Raw genomic sequence first — 18,669 nt, forward strand, 5'->3', positions numbered from 1 at the left:
ATTTTTAATACTTAATAAAATGAAAGAAGGAACAGTAAAATTCTTCAATGACGCCAAAGGATTTGGGTTCATTAAAGAAACAGGCAGTGGTACCGAGTACTTTGTACACATCTCAGGATTGTTGGTAGACACACTAAAAGAAAATGATGCAGTAACTTTTGAACTGAAAGAAGGAAAGAAAGGACTGAATGCAGTCAACGTTCGGTTAAAGTAATATCGCTCAGTTAAGAAGCCCCGTTGTGAGAAATCGCAGCGGGCTTTTTATTTGGAGAAATTGATAATTACCTTCACTATAACATATTGAATATGAAAGTGATTATTCTCCTCTTATTCAATTTTCTCTGGACTCAGTCGCAACTGTTCACCGGAACATATGAGTTTAAGTCAGAAGAACCGTCTGAAAATCATTACATCGTACTTACCAGCGGCGAAGGAAAACTCAAAGGCAAGTATTACGGAAGTGAGGATGGAAAGGGACATGGTATATTCTTTTACAAAGCTGACCTTTCCAATATCAGGCTCTTTGCGAATGGTAATATCGAATTTGAAATAGGAGAAAGGGTTTTGTTTGAGAAATCTCTCTTTACTGTAAAGAACACTTCTCCGCAATCAGCGATCGGTAACTCCAGAGATCCATTGCGATATAAAGGAACAATTGCAGGCAACAAGATCACACTTATATGCCAATCTGAAAGTGATGAGTGCTGGAAAGAAGAACTGGTGTTCCTGAAAATAAAGTAAGTTCTTTTAGATTTTTACTAGATTTTTCCGCGTTCAACGAGAACTTCTCTTCTGAGCTTTTTAATCCTGGCCGTGATGGACGGAATGTGCTCTTGTTCAACAGAACGGACAATATTCTTGAATTCGGAAGGCTGTGAAAGGTTTGGATACTTCTTCATCAGATCATAAATGGCTTGCAAGGAATTCACACGCACCAACTTGCTTTCATTGGGATTTACAATCCAGTATCGGAGCTTCGCCCAGATCATTCTGAACTCACTTTCATTTAAAGAAAATCTCGTAACCAAATGAGCGAGATGCCACTTCAGCTCAGTGTTGGGATGATCCAATATAAGTTCAATGAGTTTATGCTGATGTGGAATTAGAAATTCCGGAAAGGATTGTGTGATTTTTTCGACACTATCAGCTGCCTTCATTGCAACATTTCGTTCGTGATGAAACATCAGGGGGAATCAAAACATCAAAATCTGTTTGAGTTCTGACAATGAAAGCCACTTCGTCAGGATGCATAACCACCCGTAAATCCCCTTTTTTCACTGTTTTTGCAAAGTCTTTCATGCATCTAATGTGTTCTAAAATCATGCCAGTAGAGATGATTTCGTTTCTGAAATTGATTTCTTCTGAAAAATGAAACAAATAGTTCATGGTGTTCGTAAACTGCAGGTATGAAGACAAATCTCGAAGGATTTGAGGAGCTAGTACTCCTTACAATCGCCACACTGGGTGAAGAAGCTTATGGAGTTTCTATTAAGGAAGCTCTTGAATTGTATAGTAAGCGTGAAACAAGCATGGGAGCACTGCACTCAACGATGACACGACTGGAAGAGAGTGGGTTGTTGAAATCCTGGACCGGAGGCGCTACCAACGAACGTGGAGGGAGAAGCAAAAGATACTATGAACTAACGCGAGACGGTAAAGCAGCATTAACACAGGCAAAAAATCTGAGAAATGAACTTTGGAATCTTTCAAAAGTTAAACTCTCATACTGATCGTGAACCATCCTCCTAAATTTGCCTCGTGGTTGTTTGATTGGTATTGCAGGCATGCCAATGTTGAAGATTTGCAGGGCGATCTTGAAGAGCTTTTCTATCATAACATCAAAAACAAATCACTACGAAAAGCACGACTTCTCTATTGGAAGCAAGTCATCTCACTTATTTTCTCTTATGCAATTCGTAGACGAAAGAGAAAGACTATAAAAGCACAGAATTCCCTTTCCAATCAAATGGCCATGCTGCAGAATTATTTTGTTGTAGCATTGAGAAATCTTCAGAAGCAAAAATATTTTGCCATTATAAATATTGGAGGACTCGCAATAGGGATGTCGATCAGTCTCCTGATCATTGGATTCATAACTTATTTATCAAGCTATGATTCTTTTCATATCAACAATAAGAACATTTATCGGATTATCACCAATCGTACGGAGGGACTTGAGACATTTGAATATGCAACAGCACCAGTGGCGATTGCGGATAGGATACAGCAGGAGTATAATGCGATAGAACGAATCAGCCGAATCAATTCGTCTTTTAGTGGTGAAGTTGTAATTGATGAAAAAGCGATACCGCTCGGTGGATATTTTGCAGAGCCTGAATTTCTTAAAATCTTTACTTATCCCCTGGCATCTGGAAATTCCGAAACTGCTTTGAACAGACCTAATCAATTGTTGCTCACGGAAGCTTCAGCTGAAAAACTGTTTGGTGATGAAAATGCTCTTGGTAAGGTTGTTCAGATAAAAGGAATTGGTGATTTAGAGGTGACGGGAATTCTACGGGAACCCCCAAAAAATTCTCACTTTGAATTTGAAGTTCTTGTTTCTTATTCCACGATCACTAATCAACAATTATTACGATCAGAAAGATGGAGCGACTATCCCCAGGAGTATGTTTACTTCTCACTGAATGAAAAACAAACTGTTGACGATCTAAAAAAGTATCTCAGCAAAGTCTCAAAGAACATTTACCCAAGCAACGGTATTAATGTAAGCTTTGATATTCAGAAGCTGAACGACATTGCTCCTGGTCCGCAGTTACGCAGACAAATCGGTCGTGACTGGGATTATATTGGAATCACAGTGTTTGCGATTCTGGGCTTGCTGATTCTATTGCCTGCCTGTTTCAATTATGCCAATATTTCTATCGCGCGTGCGATGAGGCGGGCCAAAGAAATTGGATTGAGAAAATCCCTTGGAGGATTACGGAATCAGATTTTTCTCCAATTTATAACAGAGACAGTTGTCGTGTCCATGATTGCTTTGGCTTTGGCCTGTGTGATCTACGTTATGATCCGGAAGGAGTTTCAGTCGATGATGGTAAATGGTTCAGATCTTGATTTGAGCCTTACACCTTCGATGATTTTATACTTTTTCGGCTTTGCTCTCTTTACTGGCTTTGCAGCAGGAGGCATTCCCGCATTTTATTTTTCCAGACTCAATCCTATTCAGGCTTTGAAAAGTCAGGCGAGCATGAAACTGCTTTCAGGGACAAAAGTCAGAAAAGGATTAACGATTATTCAGTTTGTTATTTCATTCTCATTTATCATAGGCTTAGTTGTCTTCGCTAAGCAATACCGGTACACCATGAATTTTGACATGGGATTCCAAAAGGAGAGTATCCTGGATGTAACATTGGCAGATGTCGATCCGGATATCTTTAATTCAAAGTTTGCATCGATGTCTTCCGTGAATGATATTTCTTATTCATCAAATCTTCCCGGAATTTCTTATTCTGAAATCGAAGTTCATCAGCAGGGATCAGATGATTCTACAGAAGTTGCTCAGATATTTGTGGATAGTCGATTTATTCCAAATTTTGGACTAAAGCTGTTAGCTGGGAAAAACTTTACAGACAGTGATAAGACGTATGAAAGATACATTATAGTAAATGAAGAATTTCTTAAACACTATGCCATCAGTAATCCATCTGATGCATTGGGCAAGGTTTATAAGGTTGACAGCATCGAACTTGAAGTGATTGGTGTGGTAAAGAATTTTAATTATGCTAATCTCCGTTTACCAATAAAGGAATTTTTCTTTCGCTGCAATGAGGATCAATTTAAATACGCTAATCTCAAGGTCTCTTCCAATGATATGTTTTCGACATTGACGAACATGGAGTCGACATGGAAGGAATTTGATACAGAAGAAAAATTTCAGGCACACTTCTTTGAAGATGAAATAGCTGAATCCTATGAAACGTATATCACTTTATTGAAGATTATTGGCTTCTTAGGATTACTGGCAATTTCAATCTCATGTCTCGGATTGCTTGGGATGGTAGTTTATACTGCTGAGATAAAAACCAAGGAAGTTGGCATCAGGAAAGTAATGGGAGCAAGCAGCGCAAGCATAACACTCCTTCTTTCAAAGGATTATTTGAAGCTGATGTTGATCGCATCCATGATTGCAGTACCTATAACCTGGTTCTTGTTTGAACAAATGCTGAAAGGCATTCAGTATTATCGTGTAAGCATTGATGCTATTGATGTAGTAATCAGCCTGTTTATTATGCTTGCTCTGGGATTAGGAGCAATCGCCACTCAAACATTAAAGACAGCAGCTACAAATCCAGCAGACACTTTGAAGTATGAGTGAGAGTGATCAATGCGATTAACTCTCCATTTCCCTTAACAGGAGTTTGTATTGATTGAGCGGGTCTTTAAAACGTTTCTTGTTTTCAAAGAAAAGGGAGATCACAAAGAGCAGAATCCATATGGAGAAAAGGGAACCAGCTACAATTAAATTGTCTTCCGGCCTTCCAATCATAGATAACCGGAATATTATAAAAACAATAACAAAGCAACTCACAGGAACACTTATCAATTCAAATCTTTTTTTGAATTTAAAAAATTCGGACAGGGTCATGTATTGCATCTGAAGATTACCCGACAGATCCATTGAGGAGTGATTATTCACGAAAGCCTTGAATTTCTTTAATTGAATAAAAGTGAAGGGCGAATACAGCAGGATTGTGATCAGACTTATAAGCATAGTCTCCGGATCACCCCAGAATCTTATAAAAAGGTGTAACATGAAAGCATAGATGAGAATCTGATAAGCGAATGACGCCCAGAAATACTCCATTAGAATTTTTCTCTCTTTTTTCATTCTGGACAGAATGGTTCTTCCAAGAGAGTCTTTATCCATAATAATCTGATAGTCTTTTTTCGCTGTGTCAGTGTTCCAGATATTCTGAATGTTTTCAAATGATTCCATAAAATTTACTTAATGCGTTTTAACCTTTCCTCAAGCACTTTTTTTATCCTCACAATCTTTACGCTGACGTTTGATTTGGTAAGTCCTGTAATGGCAGCGATCTCATCATAACTATTTTGTTCCAGGTACAGGAAAATAATTGCCTTGTCAATCGCATTTAAAGTATTGATGCTGTCATATAACAGTTCAGCCTTGTCCTCTTGCGGTATCTCGGAGATTTGATGATAAGCATCCTTTAATTTTTCTTTTTCAGGGATCTTATTGATTTTCCTGATATGAGTAAGCGCTGTATTCAGGGCAACTTTATACATCCACGTGGAGAATTTTGACTCACCCTGAAATTTTCCATAGGATTTCCATAATTGATACATAATTTCCTGAAACACATCGTCACGTTCATCTTTGTCTCTAAAATAGATACGACAGATTTTGTGAACGACCCTGATATTCGGATTCAGCTCGCCGAGAAACTTATCTCTGGAGTCTGACATAACTGCTATTCAAATTCATAAACGATTAGTAGCAAAAGGGGATTAAAAACTACAGAAAGCAAGGTAAATATTCTGTAAATTTGGAATAGACCTCTCCCTTGAGTAAAATCTGCCCCAACAATTCATAAGACAGGAGTTTAAATCCTTTGATAATATTCTAACTAATATATACTGATGGGTAAGTGCAGCTTTTTCCTGATTTTACTTATGGCAGCTACATCATGGCTACAGGCGCAGTCACTCAAGGTGATGAGCTATAATATAAGATATGATAATGGTGGCGACGGGATTAATCAGTGGTCAAACCGTAAGGAAAAAGTTGCTAAAATTATCCGAGAGAATAATCCCGATCTCATTGGACTTCAGGAGGCTCTTGATCATCAGCTGAAGGAGTTGTTGGTTTTGCTTCCGGATTACACATCTTATGGTGTAGGTCGTGATGACGGGAAAGAAAAAGGGGAGTTCTCTGCAATTCTTGTTCGCCACTCAAGATTCGGTGTGATAAAAGACAGTACGTTTTGGCTTTCTGAAACACCAGACATCGCAGGAAGCAAAGGCTGGGATGCTCAATTGCCCCGTGTTGCGACCTGGACAGAGCTTTATGATAGGGACAATAAGAAAGAGATTCTGTACATCAACACGCATTTTGATCATGTAGGTAAACAGGCCAGAACAAACAGTGCCATATTGATCAATGATTTTCTTGCTGACCATTACAAAAAGAAGAACCTTGTGCTGGTCATGAGCGGAGACTTGAATGTGGAACGTGACACAGAAGCTTTCAAAGTATTGACAGAAACCAAACTGATGCTTGACTCCAAACCTGAAGATGATCATCATCCAACCTTTTGCGGATTTGAGGTAAGCAATACTAAATGTGTTGCAATCGATTATATCTTCCATAGTAAGGAAGCGTATGTGAAATCCTATTATGTACTTCGAGACAATGATGGAAAGAATTATCCATCTGACCATTTACCAGTTATAGCAGAACTCGAGTTTATTGAAAAGAATTAGAGCAATTCAATCATAACCCTTACCATCAATCAAAATCCTTCAATATGAAAAGAATCATTCTTATTGCTGTTGTTATCCCTTTGATCATGACGCGATGTACAACCAAAAAAGAAACTACAGAGAACACTCCCGTTACACTAGATAGTTTGCTGCATCAGTATTATGAAGAGAGACTAAAGTTGTTTCCGTTGGAAGCTACTATGACTGGAGATGATCGTTACAATGATTTACTTCCTAACGATATGACCTTTGAATACAGGAAGAAGGTAACGGATTTCTTTATTCACTATCGGGATACTCTTGTGAAAATTGAGAGAAGCAGGCTTTCTGAAAATGATCAGATGAGTTATGATGTTTTGTTGTGGGATTGCGACATAGCAATTGAGGGTAGTAAATTCAAAGACTACTTTTTACCACTCAATCAAATGGGCTCAATGGCTTTGTTCATCGGTCAGGATGCGGGTGGTACGAGTGTGCAGCCGTTTAAAACTGTGAAAGACTATGACAATTGGTTGTCGCGTCTGGATTCTTACACGGTGTGGTGTGACAGTGCCATTGTTAATATGAAGAATGGAATGAATCATGGGTACATTCTTCCTACGAAGCTTATTGAAAAAGTTATCCCTCAGATTTCCGCATTTGATCACGGCCCTGCAAAAGATCATTTGTTTTATTCACCCATAAAAAATATTCCATTGGACTTCTCATCAAGTGATAGAGATAGACTTGCAAAGGCGTATGAAGATATTATTCAGAGTAAGATCATTCCGGCTCATAAAAAACTGAGAGAGTTTCTGGAAACAGAATATTTGGCGGGAGGAAGAACAACATCCGGCATTGATGCTATTCCGGAAGGCAGAAAGTATTATGACTATCTGATCAAGATGCACACAACTACAACAAAATCTGCTGATGAGATATTTTCATTAGGACAAAGTGAAGTGAATAGGATCAGTAAAGAGATGGAAGCGATAAAAGATCAGGTTGGATTTAAAGGTGATCTTAAATCTTTCTTCAATCATCTTAGAAAAAAGAAGGAATTGATGCCCTTCAAAAAGCCGGAAGAAGTCATTGCGAACTTCAACGCTATCCATGAGAAAATGAAACCGAATCTTATCAAGCTGTTTGATAAGAAACCAAAGACTCCTTTTGAAGTCAGAAGAACAGAGGCGTTCCGTGAAGCAACGGCAAGTGCAGAGTACAGTTCCGGATCTCATGACGGAACGAGGCCTGGAGTATTTTATGTACCAATTCCGAATGTTTTGGAATATAATATGCTATCCGATGAGGACCTCTTTCTGCATGAGGCCATTCCTGGTCACCACTATCAGATATCATTACAGCAGGAGAATACCACGCTTCCTGAGTTCAGAAAAATTCCGAATTATGGATCTTATGTAGAGGGATGGGCGCTTTACACTGAATCGTTGGGTAAAGAACTCGGGCTTTATGATGATCCATATCAGTATTTTGGAATGTTGAGTGGTGAAATGCATCGGGCCATCAGATTGGTTGTGGATGCAGGTATTCATACTCAGGGATGGACGCGTGAACAGGCAATTCAGTATTCTCTGGATCATGAGGCCGAAACAGAACAAAGCATTGTTGCAGAGATAGAAAGGTATATGGCGATCCCGGGGCAGGCATTGTCTTATAAAATTGGTCAATTGAAGATCCGCGAGTTGCGAACAAAAGCAGAGAAAGAGCTGGGGGATAAATTTGACATTGCTCAATTTCACAATCAGGTTTTGGATTCTGGAAGTATTCCATTGAAAATACTGGAAGATAAGATCAATCGCTGGATTGAAACCGTAAAGAAATCTTAACAATTGATAACATAAACGTGTATTATGATCATGGAAGAAAATGGAAGAAGAGAATTCATCACGACAGTAACAAAAGCTCTTGGTGCCTCTGCTGTAATTCTATCACCCGCAGTTGGAATGGCCAGAAGTGTTTGGGAGAATGAGAATTCTTTCACGGTACAACAGATCATGGATCTTATAATCAAAGAGATTCCGGGTGCTCCTTTCAAGGATACCGTTGATACATTAAAGTCGGGTTCGCCTGATCAAATAGTTACCGGGATTGTATCCACCAGTTTTGCAACAATTGAGATCATTGAAAAGACAGCGAAACTGGGCGCAAATTTTATTATTACACACGAACCAACTTTCTATACCCATAGAGACGAAACAGAATGGCTGGAAAGCAATCCGGTATATCAGTATAAACGTGATCTGTTAAAGAAGTATAACATTGCTGTGTGGCGTTTTCATGACTACTGGCATTCATATGTTCAAGACGGAGTACAAACAGGTGTTCTGACAACACTGGGTTGGGAAAAGTTTGCTGATAAAAATGAGCTTCATACGGTGACATTGTCTCCAACCTCTATGAAGAAAATAGTTAGCCACGTAAAGGCTAAGCTTGGAATAAAGATGGTAAGAACAATTGGTGACCCTTCACAGATATGTAAACGGGTCGCGCTCTTTCCTGGTGCGGCAGGAGTGAAGCGACAAGTAACGTGGCTTGAAAAGATCAAACCTGATGTTTGCATTGTAGGTGAACTCAGTGAGTGGGAGTTAGGAGAATACATCCGTGATGCCAGATCCAAAGGCGAAAAAATATCATTGATTGTTTTAAGTCATGCAGTAAGCGAAGAACCTGGCATGCGGAGACTGGTTACATGGCTCGAGCCAAGAATTCCCGGAATTAAAGTGACGCACGTTCCAGCGATGAATCCTTTTTCATTTATGTAATTTGGATTCATCCGTTTATGTTCTTCACAATGCATTCGGCATGAACTCTGGAATTTTCTATAAACCATTTCCCTGTCCTTAGTCCACCGCACACAACTCCAGCGAGGTATAGACCCGGAACGCTTGACTCCATTGTCTTTTCATTATAGACGGGAGTGTGATCAACATCGTTCTGAAATTTAATACCGCAATCCTCCATGAATTTAAAAGGAGGCTGATATCCGGTCATTGCCAAAACAAAATCATTTTCAAGAGTTACGATGCCAGTTGGTGTTTCAATCTCAACGGTTGTAGGTGTGATTTTTTTTATTGTCGAGTTGAAATAGGATTTGATAGTCCCCTCCTTGATGCGGTTTTCCATATCAGGCTTGACCCAATATTTCACATTTTCACGAATTGCAGATTCCCTTATTACCATCGTCACTTCGGCGCCCTTTCTCCAGGTTTCCAACGCTACGTCAACAGCAGAGTTAGCAGCACCTACCACGACGATCTTCTGCCGAAAGTAAGGATGAGGTTCATCGTAATAATGTTTCACCTTAGGAAGATCTTCCCCAGGAACATTCAGCATATAGGGCAAATCATAAAACCCAAGAGCAAGCACGACGGCCTTTGAAGTATATTCACCTTTTGAGGTTTGGATTTCAAACTTTGAATTAATCTTTTTGACTGAAATGACTTCTTCATAAAGATTGACATCCAGCTTCCAGGTCTGACATACACGTCTGTAATACTCCAGAGCTTCTGAACGATTGGGTTTCGGACTATGCGAAATGAAAGGAACTTCACCGATCTCCAACTTATCAGAAGTGGAGAAAAACGTCATGTTTGACGGATAATGATATAGGGAATTGACAAGACAGCCCTTTTCAATAATCCGGCAGTTTAATCCTGCTTTTTTTGCTTCAATGGCACAAGCAAGTCCAATGGGTCCGGCACCGATAATAATGAGGTCAAAATCTTTCATTCTTTTAAGGAATCAATACAGGTTCTAATGGGGAGTTACGCAGATTTCCTCAAAATGCTCAAATATTCCACAACACTTTTTCACATCTCGGAGCTCAAATTCAACAGTTCGGTAATGTTTAATTTAGTCGGAGGAATGTCTGATTTACTTTTGATCCATCAATAAGTCATGGACACCAAAAAGAAAATATTGATCATTGTAGGCATTGCAATAGCTGTCGTCATTGGACTCCAGTCAGGTGTGATGGCCGGTGAATTCCAAAACCTGATTCAATAAGAATGCTCTTAACCACACCATTGGCGTAGTTAAGAGCATTTTATAATTTTTAATATCTCCAACTCTTTGTATCCGCGCCTTTCGGTGCGCTCTCGGAAATTCTTTTCAATATTCTTGGAAGATACATGGTATTATACCTCAGACGTGAAACATAATTTGGATTGTCATGATCACCATTCCAGCAATGTTCTGCACGATCGCCATAATCAACTTCACCTTTATAGAATGGATTGCTTGTTTTCTTCAAAAAGGCTTCCATTTTATAGACAGCATCATTGAGATAATAATTATCCATGTCGCCGCAATAGATGTGAATCTTTCCTTCAAGCTTTGGACCTAAAGTTTTCCAGTCACGTTCAAGAATGTACCGCAGATCATAATTTTCTTTCCAGTAGTCCGCTACACTTTTATCAATCTCTCCAGTTTCTTTATTGAACAACCTTTTTGGATAACCATCATCTCCCATGGGTGAATACACCGCTTCCCAGATATCCCATTGTTCGCCAGAGCGTCCATGTGTACCCAACACTAATTCATAGTGATTATTCTCTTCCATAGTAGCCTGGATTTGTCCCAGATAGTTACGATGAGAGGGTCTCGCCAGCTTCTTGAACTCACTGTCATACCAGTATGCATTCTTGTCTTTATAAATATCGACGAGACAATACGCACTGAAGTCAATCGGATCAGGACATGCGGCAAAGCATCCGTTGAATTCATCAGGATAAAACATTTGAACGGCTAACGCTTCCCAGCCTCCTGTTGATCCTCCATACGTGAAGCGGGCCCAGCCCTGACCTATGCCGCGAAATTTCTTTTCAATCTCAGGCAGGAGCTCATACATAATGGCATCTCCATAAGGTCCCTGACTTGCAGAGTTCACAGCATATGAATCATCATAGTAAGGAGTAGGATGTTGAATCTCCACAACCAGAAACCTCGGAAAATTCTTTCCGGTCCATTGCTTGTAGAAATTATATGCTTCCTGTTTTTCGAATTTCTTATAACCGTAGATGCTGAACCGCTCCGAGTAATCAGAAGTATCCATTTTAGGATCAGGAGGCTCTGTGCTGAATCCTCCAAAGTCAGAAGGAAAATGTCCATGATAGATCATGAGTGGAAATTTCGCATTTGGATGTTCATCAAATCCTTCCGGAATAAGTACGTGTGCACCAATGAATGTTGGTCTTCCCCAGAACTCACTAAGCATCTTGCTCTGAATTTTTATATGCTTTACATATTTGGTGTCTTTGGGCTCTTCGACCGGAGGAATTTTCTGATCCATGACAACTTTAATGGTCTCGCTGTTAGCAGAATCAATTTTTACTTTGAATGGTCGACTATAAAAATTTCCTGGCTTACTATTCCAATGTTGTCCCTCACCCTGATCGGGAGGAAGTTTTACCGTCTTGCCAGCTTTAAGATTGTATGTTTCGTAACGATTAATGAGTGCCTGAACGTAATACTCGCCAGCAGGAATGTTGGCCGTGCTTTTTACTGGAAAACCAAAAGCCGTCGCATCGATGATGATCTCATCTCCGGGTTTCATGCCATCAACGTCTATACCAAAAGCAAGCTGGGTTTTGAGTCCAAATGAAATCTGATTGCGGGGTTCAGATTTATCATTGGTGGCCAGAAGCAGCATTAATCTGCCGTCCTGCGCCTGATCACTCATTTCCTTGGTAAATGAAATGGAGAAATTCGGGCCGATTTTTTTAACATCAGTCGCCTGTTTGCATTGCGAGGCAAAGAGAATGACCAGAAGAAGTAAGGGTAAGGATCGTTTCATGGGTTTTGGAATAAGGTTTCATAAGGTATTTCTAATTAATCTTTAACACAATCAGAGTTAAACGAAAGGCAAAAAATTGATTTAAGAAAACGTTAAAATCGCTACATTCGTCAGATACAAACGATTGAACCGATATGAACCGTCCCTGGCTTAGTCAATACCCTTCTTACATGACTCCTGAAATAACGGAGCCGCCCTTTAATTCACTCGCAGAAATGCTAGAGGGTGCCTGTAAAAAGTATGGTTCTTTACCAGCAGTTGAGAATCTTGATAAGCAGATAAGTTTTACGGAACTAAATGTGCTCGCAACACAGTTCGCTTCATTTCTTCAGAACGATTGCAAATTCAAACCGGGAGATCGTATTGCAATTCAAATGCCTAACCTGCTTCAGTTCCCTGTCGCCATGTTTGGCGCATTGAAGGCAGGACTAATTGTAGTGAACACCAACCCGCTCTATACGCCTCGCGAAATGGAACATCAGTTCAAGGATAGCGGCGCCATTGCTATTGTTATCGTTGCGAACTTTGCTCACAATCTTGAAAAAGTTATTAAGCAAACATCAATAAAGACTGTAATCATCACAGAGATTGGTGACCTGATGGGCGGCTTTAAAAAATTGCTTGTGAATTTTATGGTAAAGAAGGTTAAGAAGATGGTACCCGCTTATAATTTGCCAGGTGCGATTTCATTTTCTTACGCTCTGGAAAAGGGAAAAGCATCAGCTTTTAAACCCGTTGAAGTAAAGAAGACAGACACAGCATTTTTACAGTATACTGGTGGAACAACAGGCTTATCAAAAGGAGCTGAGCTAACACATAGCAATGTAATGTCGAATGTCTGGCAGGTGGAACCGCTTTTGAAGAATACAGGCAAAGGCCCGCTGGTTCCTGGAGATACCGCTGTAATTCCATTGCCGCTATATCATATCTATGCACTTACCGGAATTTTTGTTTTCCTTAACACAGGACTTAACAATCGTCTCATAACAAATCCGCGCGACTTTCAGGGATTTATTAAGATTCTTAAGAAACCTTTTCATACCATGATTGGTGTGAACACGCTATACAACGCATTACTCAATCAACCGAATTTTTCAGACATCAACTTAACTGAAATAAAAGGCTGTAGTGCAGGAGGAATGGCGCTACAAGAAATTGTTTTCAAGAAGTGGTTTGACAGGACAGGTATTACGATCAGTGAAGGATATGGTTTAAGTGAAACATCACCTGTTCTTACTTATCAGATTGCAGGAAGGGAAAGAATGGGAAGCATTGGTATTCCTATTCCGAGTACTGAGATCCAGATGATGGATGATGATGGAAAAGTGGTGCCTATGGGAGAACCCGGTGAATTGTGCGCCAGAGGCCCTCAGGTATTCAAAGGTTATTGGCAAAAAGATAATTCAACTGTTTTTCATACTGGTGGATGGTTTAAGACCGGCGATGTGGCGGTGATGGATGAAGACGGATACATACGCATTGTTGATCGTAAGAAGGACATGATCCTGGTTTCCGGTTTCAATGTTTATCCTAATGAAATTGAAGGAGTAGTAGCAACTCATCCAAAAGTTCTGGAAGTAGCAGCTGTGGGTGTTGCAGATCCATCTTGCGTGGAGGCTGTCAAGATTTTTGTGGTGAAACGTGATGAGTCTTTAACGGAAGAAGAACTGAAGCAATTCTGTAAGGAGAATTTCACTGGCTACAAACGACCGAAATTCATTCAGTTCATTAAAGAACTTCCTAAGACAAATGTTGGAAAGATATTGAGGAGGGCGTTGAGAGAAGAGGTACCAGCTTAATTTCTTAATTCTCCTTTCCGGAAAGGAAATTCATCAGAGCTTTAGCTTGAGATATTCGGCTGTATAACCTTTTCCCTTCTTTGCCATATCTTCGGGTGTTCCTTCAAATACAACATACCCGCCTTTTTTATCACCTGCTTCAGGCCCCATATCAATGATCCAGTCTGCGCACTTGATGATCTCCATATTGTGTTCGATGATAATAACCGAATGCCCCTGATCTACCAATGCGTTGATTGCCGTCAGGAGTTTTGAGATATCATGAAAATGTAAGCCTGTTGTCGGCTCATCAAAGATGAAAAGGATATGACCGTCAGGAGAATTTTTTCCTAAGAACGATGCAAGCTTCACGCGCTGCGCTTCACCACCACTCAATGAGTTTGAGGATTGTCCAAGCTTGACATATCCTAATCCAACATGAAAAAGGGGCTGGATCTTTTCAAAAATTGGTTTTTTATCAGCAAAAAATCCCTGAGCTTCTTCAACGGTCATGTCCAGAATATCCGAAATGTTCTTGCCGTTGTATTCAACTTCAAGAATTTCCTGCTTGAAACGTTTACCATTACAGACTTCACATTTAAGGAAAATGTCTGCCATGAACTGCATCTCGACTTTGATCTCACCTTCGCCTTCACAATTCTCACAGCGACCGCCGTCAACATTGAATGAAAAATGAGACGGCTTGTAACCACGTTGTTTTGCCAAAGCCTGATCTGAATACAATTGACGGATTGTATCATAAGCTTTCACATAACTGATGGGGTTAGAGCGGGAAGATTTTCCAATTGGATTCTGATCCACATACTCCACCTGCGTGATCTTCAATACATCCCCTTCGAGCTTATCATATTTACCCGGGCTTTCAGCAACGGAACCATTCATCCGACCCAAAGCAGGATAAAGAATTTTCTTAACGAGTGTTGACTTACCAGAACCACTGATACCAGTGATCACTGTCAAAGCACCTAATGGAAATTTTACCTTAAGATTTTTGAGATTATTCTCGCGTGCACCACTGACAGTTACTGAGTCCTTCCACTTTCTTCTGATTTTAGGAACGGCAATCTTTTCCTTTCCACTCAGGTAATCTGCAGTGTGTGTTGCTGTCTTTGATGTGATCTCGTTGATGGTTCCCTGGAAAACAAGATGCCCACCATGAGTACCGGCATCCGGACCGATGTCAATGATCTGATCTGCGGCACGCATGATCTCTTCTTCATGCTCCACAACGATGACCGAATTACCAAGATCCCGCAGTGATTTCAGCACTTCTACCATTCGGGCAGTGTCTTTTGGATGAAGACCGATGCTGGGTTCATCAAGGATATACATGGAGCCAACCAATGCACTTCCGAGAGAAGTCGCAAGTTTGATGCGCTGAAATTCTCCTCCTGATAATGAATTTGTAAGACGATTTAACGTGAGGTACCCCAATCCAACCTTCTCCATGTAACCAAGTCGATACTTGATCTCTGTAAGGATACGATCGGCTACTTTTTGATCGTACGTTTCGATTTTTAAAGTCTGAAAGAATGCGAGAGCGTCTTCAATTGGCAACAAGACCAGATCAGTAATGGATGTGTCAGCGATTTTTACATACTGAGCATCTTTACGAAGTCTTGTTCCTCTGCAGTCAGGACATGTTGTCCTTCCGCGATATCGTGAAAGTAAAACACGATATTGAATTTTATAAGTTTTGGATTCGAGGTATTTAAAGAAAGCATGAACGCCTTCAAGATCTTTATTTCCATTCCAAAGAAGATCACGCTCTTCCTGAGATAGTTCATTGTAAGGACGATGAATTGGGAAGTCGAATTTGATTCCTGCTTTTAGCCAGGGCTTTTGAAATTCACCCATCGTTTCCGTTCTCCATGGAGCAATGGCACCTTCATACAATGATAAACTCTTATCAGGTATTACGAGATCTTCATCAATGCCTAAGACTTTTCCAAAGCCTTCGCAAGTTTGACAGGCACCAAAAGGATTATTAAAGCTAAAGAAATTAACAGATGGTTCTGTGAAAGTCATTCCATCCAGTTCGAACCTGTCGGAAAACTTAAGCATATCTTTTCCGTCGATGTAGACATGACAATCACCATGACCTTCAAAGAATGCAGTTTGAACGGAATCAGAAAGCCGGAAGGTAAGATCCTCGTCGCCAGCATTCACAGCAGCGCGATCGATGAGAACCTCAAGATCACCCTCTGTTTTAGCCTTTTTCTTTTTGGGCTCACCTTTTATTGCCGGAGCTGGAGCGAGCAAGTCTTCAATGAATTGCATTTCACCATTTATTAAGACACGAGCGAAGCCCTTGCTTAACAACAAATTCAATTCATCCTCGAGCTTGCGCCCTTTTTGAATTTTCAAAGGACAGGCAATCATGATACGCGTGCCTTCCTTTTGTTTGTTGATCACATCGATCACATCAGAAACAGTATCACGTTTTACTTCACGGCCACTAATGGGAGAATATGTTTTCCCGATACGGGCAAAAAGAAGCTTCAGATAATCATAGACCTCGGTTGTAGTTCCGACGGTAGATCTGGGATTACGGGTATTTACTTTTTGTTCAATTGCAATCGCGGGAGAAACACCTTTGATGTAGTCCACATCTGGTTTTTCCATGCGCCCCAGAAATTGTCGCGCATAAGAGCTAAGACTCTCAACATACATACGTTGTCCTTCCGCGAAAAGAGTATCAAACGCCAGAGAGGATTTTCCAGAACCAGAAAGTCCGGTGACCACAACAAGCTTATTACGAGGTATGGCTACACTGAGGTTGTTCAGGTTGTTGACCCTTGCGCGCTTGATGATGATGAACTTCTTGGGATCGAGATCGTCTAAATATGAATCTTTTGTGGGTGTGCTCATTAATCGGGTGCAAAGGTAAGGATTATCAGTCCGAATTGATTTGAGATATTAAGATTTGAGAAAGTGTTGCCCTCCATTAACTCAATCCATTGGTATATATTCCACTTAATAAAAAACACCATCGGGAGGGATGGTGTTCAATTTTCAGGAATTTTATTCCAGGATTCTAATTATCGAAATCAGGGTCATAGCCAGGCTCCTTGCTACCCCCTTCACCTTCGGCATCCGCATCAAAGTCGTCACCGCCGGCGAAGTCATCCCCACCTCCCCCGAATTCGTCATCGTCACCCTTTTCGGCGGGAGCAAATTCTTCTTCTTTAGGTTTAGATTCTACATCGTAGCCTCCATCACTATTTTTTGTAGCAGGAACCTTTACGAGATAGGTCGCCTCCTCTGTTTCCAGCGGAAATACAAAGATTGGCTCCTTCTTTGCATTATTGATTCTCTGAATGCTGTTCTCATACCCATCGGGGTATTGTTCCAGCATGAGTTCTTTCAGTTCCTCCGATAAATTATCGAGGCTTTTGATTACTTTCTTCTTACTAACAGGCATAAATGTTGACTATACAAATAATATGGGCAAATAGGATAAGAAAATCCATAGTAGGCAAGAATTTTCTCTTAATTTTTTGGGTCTTTCAAGAATATTTCTACCTTTTAGGTCTAAAATAATAACAACCAACCCGTACACTATCGATATAGAGCTCTACGTTACCTAACCGTGAGACAGAATGATAGACAATCGATCCAGCGACAGCCAATTGGTATCGCTTTATCAGCAAGGTAACGAAGAGGCTTTCGCAGTGCTCCTCCATCGTCACAAATCGCGCATTTATACGGCTATTTACTTTATAGTAAAAGATCGTTACAAAGCAGAAGATCTGCTTCAGGAAACCTTTATCAAAGCCGTTAACACCATCAAGGGTGGACGCTATAATGAGGAAGGCAAATTTCTGCCGTGGCTAAGCCGCATCGCTCACAATCTTGCCATCGACGCATTCAGAAGGAACCGCCGGTATCCTGAGATCGTCCTGGAAGATGGAAGCGGTGTGTTTAATTCCATGGAGTTTGCAGAAGACTCTGCTGAAGAAAAACAAATCACTCAGGACACCCAAACACGCCTGCGTGATTTTATTAAGGAGCTGCCCACTGAGCAGAAGCAAGTACTGATCATGCGCCATTATATGGATATGAGCTTTCAGGACATTGCTGACAAGACAGGTGTAAGTATCAACACTGCACTGGGCCGCATGCGTTATGCACTCATCAACTTGAGGAAGAAAATGACAAAAACCCAATATGCCTATGACCAAAACGTTTACCCAAAACGACCTGATCAGGTTTATTTACCAAGAGACCACAGAGGAGGAAGCACTGGAGATTAACCGGACGCTTTCTTCAGATCCGGAATTGCAACGGCAATACCGGGAGTTGCTGCTCTCCAAAACCACCTTGGAAAAAGCACAACTTGAGCCTTCAACCGAAGTTGTAGAGAATATACTTCGCTACGCGCACGGATTGGAAGTAAAACAGTAACATTACTTATCCTGATAAACAAACGGTGATCTGAAATTCAGATCATCCGTTTTTATTTATTGACCGACCTTTGGCCGCGGGCTAATCGTATGACTTGATCGTTAGCCCTTGACGGACGATCCACAACTTGCCACAACTGGGAAGTCTTATTCTTCAACTCAGTATCTTTTTCTTCGTTCCTCCAGGCATTTCATGCATCTTCAA

General features: G+C 40.5%; 16 protein-coding genes. 9 read left to right on the top strand and 7 right to left on the bottom strand.

Features of this window, described 5'->3' with window-relative positions:
* The first annotated feature begins 19 nt into the window (after positions 1–19).
* Positions 20–214: a cold shock domain-containing protein gene (locus HOP08_10170; GenBank protein NOT75284.1), complete on the top strand. Its 195-nt coding sequence runs from the start codon at positions 20–22 to the stop codon at positions 212–214.
* A 92-nt stretch (positions 215–306) separates the two neighbouring features.
* On the top strand, positions 307–741 hold the full coding sequence (locus HOP08_10175; protein ID NOT75285.1) for a hypothetical protein: 435 nt from the start codon (positions 307–309) through the stop codon (positions 739–741).
* A 17-nt stretch (positions 742–758) separates the two neighbouring features.
* On the opposite strand, the gene HOP08_10180 is transcribed toward HOP08_10175, so the two are convergent.
* Positions 759–1,184, bottom strand: coding sequence for a hypothetical protein (locus HOP08_10180; GenBank protein NOT75286.1), 426 nt, complete (start codon positions 1,182–1,184; stop codon positions 759–761).
* Positions 1,185–1,406: 222 nt separating this feature from the next.
* Between HOP08_10180 and HOP08_10185 the strand changes: the two genes are divergently transcribed.
* The gene (locus HOP08_10185; protein ID NOT75287.1) at positions 1,407–1,730 is read left to right on the top strand and encodes a PadR family transcriptional regulator; all 324 of its coding nucleotides are present in this window, start codon (positions 1,407–1,409) and stop codon (positions 1,728–1,730) included.
* A 2-nt stretch (positions 1,731–1,732) separates the two neighbouring features.
* Complete coding sequence (locus HOP08_10190; GenBank protein ID NOT75288.1) at positions 1,733–4,336, top strand: FtsX-like permease family protein; 2,604 nt, start codon at positions 1,733–1,735, stop codon at positions 4,334–4,336.
* Positions 4,337–4,351: 15 nt separating this feature from the next.
* On the opposite strand, the gene HOP08_10195 is transcribed toward HOP08_10190, so the two are convergent.
* Both HOP08_10195 and HOP08_10200 read right to left on the bottom strand, forming a co-directional pair.
* Positions 4,352–4,957 carry a hypothetical protein gene (locus HOP08_10195; protein NOT75289.1) on the bottom strand — a complete coding sequence of 202 codons (606 nt, stop codon included), beginning with the start codon at positions 4,955–4,957 and terminating at the stop codon, positions 4,352–4,354.
* A gap of 5 nt (positions 4,958–4,962) precedes the next feature.
* Positions 4,963–5,448, bottom strand: coding sequence for a sigma-70 family RNA polymerase sigma factor (locus tag HOP08_10200; GenBank protein ID NOT75290.1), 486 nt, complete (start codon positions 5,446–5,448; stop codon positions 4,963–4,965).
* Positions 5,449–5,655: 207 nt separating this feature from the next.
* On the opposite strand from HOP08_10200, the gene HOP08_10205 reads away from it, so the two are divergent.
* From HOP08_10205 to HOP08_10215, 3 genes are read left to right on the top strand one after another with little or no spacing between them, the layout of a single operon-like run.
* Positions 5,656–6,465 (top strand): endonuclease/exonuclease/phosphatase family protein, encoded by an 810-nt coding sequence (locus HOP08_10205; protein ID NOT75291.1) that lies wholly within the window; start codon positions 5,656–5,658, stop codon positions 6,463–6,465.
* Between the two features lie 44 nt (positions 6,466–6,509).
* Positions 6,510–8,291 (top strand): DUF885 domain-containing protein, encoded by a 1,782-nt coding sequence (locus HOP08_10210; protein ID NOT75292.1) that lies wholly within the window; start codon positions 6,510–6,512, stop codon positions 8,289–8,291.
* Between the two features lie 24 nt (positions 8,292–8,315).
* A complete protein-coding gene (locus HOP08_10215; GenBank protein ID NOT75293.1) occupies positions 8,316–9,227 on the top strand; it encodes an NGG1p interacting factor NIF3 in 912 nt (303 codons plus the stop codon).
* Between the two features lie 7 nt (positions 9,228–9,234).
* Here HOP08_10215 and ypdA read toward each other — a convergent pair whose 3' ends face one another.
* A complete protein-coding gene (gene ypdA / locus HOP08_10220) occupies positions 9,235–10,194 on the bottom strand; it encodes a YpdA family putative bacillithiol disulfide reductase (protein ID NOT75294.1) in 960 nt (319 codons plus the stop codon).
* A gap of 325 nt (positions 10,195–10,519) precedes the next feature.
* The gene (locus HOP08_10225; protein ID NOT75295.1) at positions 10,520–12,259 is read right to left on the bottom strand and encodes a hypothetical protein; all 1,740 of its coding nucleotides are present in this window, start codon (positions 12,257–12,259) and stop codon (positions 10,520–10,522) included.
* A 134-nt stretch (positions 12,260–12,393) separates the two neighbouring features.
* Between HOP08_10225 and HOP08_10230 the strand changes: the two genes are divergently transcribed.
* Positions 12,394–14,058 carry an AMP-binding protein gene (locus HOP08_10230; protein NOT75296.1) on the top strand — a complete coding sequence of 555 codons (1,665 nt, stop codon included), beginning with the start codon at positions 12,394–12,396 and terminating at the stop codon, positions 14,056–14,058.
* Between the two features lie 33 nt (positions 14,059–14,091).
* Here the strand turns inward: HOP08_10230 and uvrA are convergent, their stop codons facing one another.
* Entirely contained in the window at positions 14,092–16,929 is a 2,838-nt protein-coding gene (uvrA, locus tag HOP08_10235) for an excinuclease ABC subunit UvrA (protein NOT75297.1), read from the bottom strand.
* Positions 16,930–17,095: 166 nt separating this feature from the next.
* Complete coding sequence (locus HOP08_10240; GenBank protein NOT75298.1) at positions 17,096–17,482, bottom strand: hypothetical protein; 387 nt, start codon at positions 17,480–17,482, stop codon at positions 17,096–17,098.
* Between the two features lie 178 nt (positions 17,483–17,660).
* On the opposite strand from HOP08_10240, the gene HOP08_10245 reads away from it, so the two are divergent.
* Entirely contained in the window at positions 17,661–18,314 is a 654-nt protein-coding gene (locus HOP08_10245) for a sigma-70 family RNA polymerase sigma factor (protein ID NOT75299.1), read from the top strand.
* Positions 18,315–18,669: the final 355 nt, after the last annotated feature.

The organism is Cyclobacteriaceae bacterium, from assembly GCA_013141055.1.
Lineage (GTDB): Bacteria > Bacteroidota > Bacteroidia > Cytophagales > Cyclobacteriaceae > ELB16-189.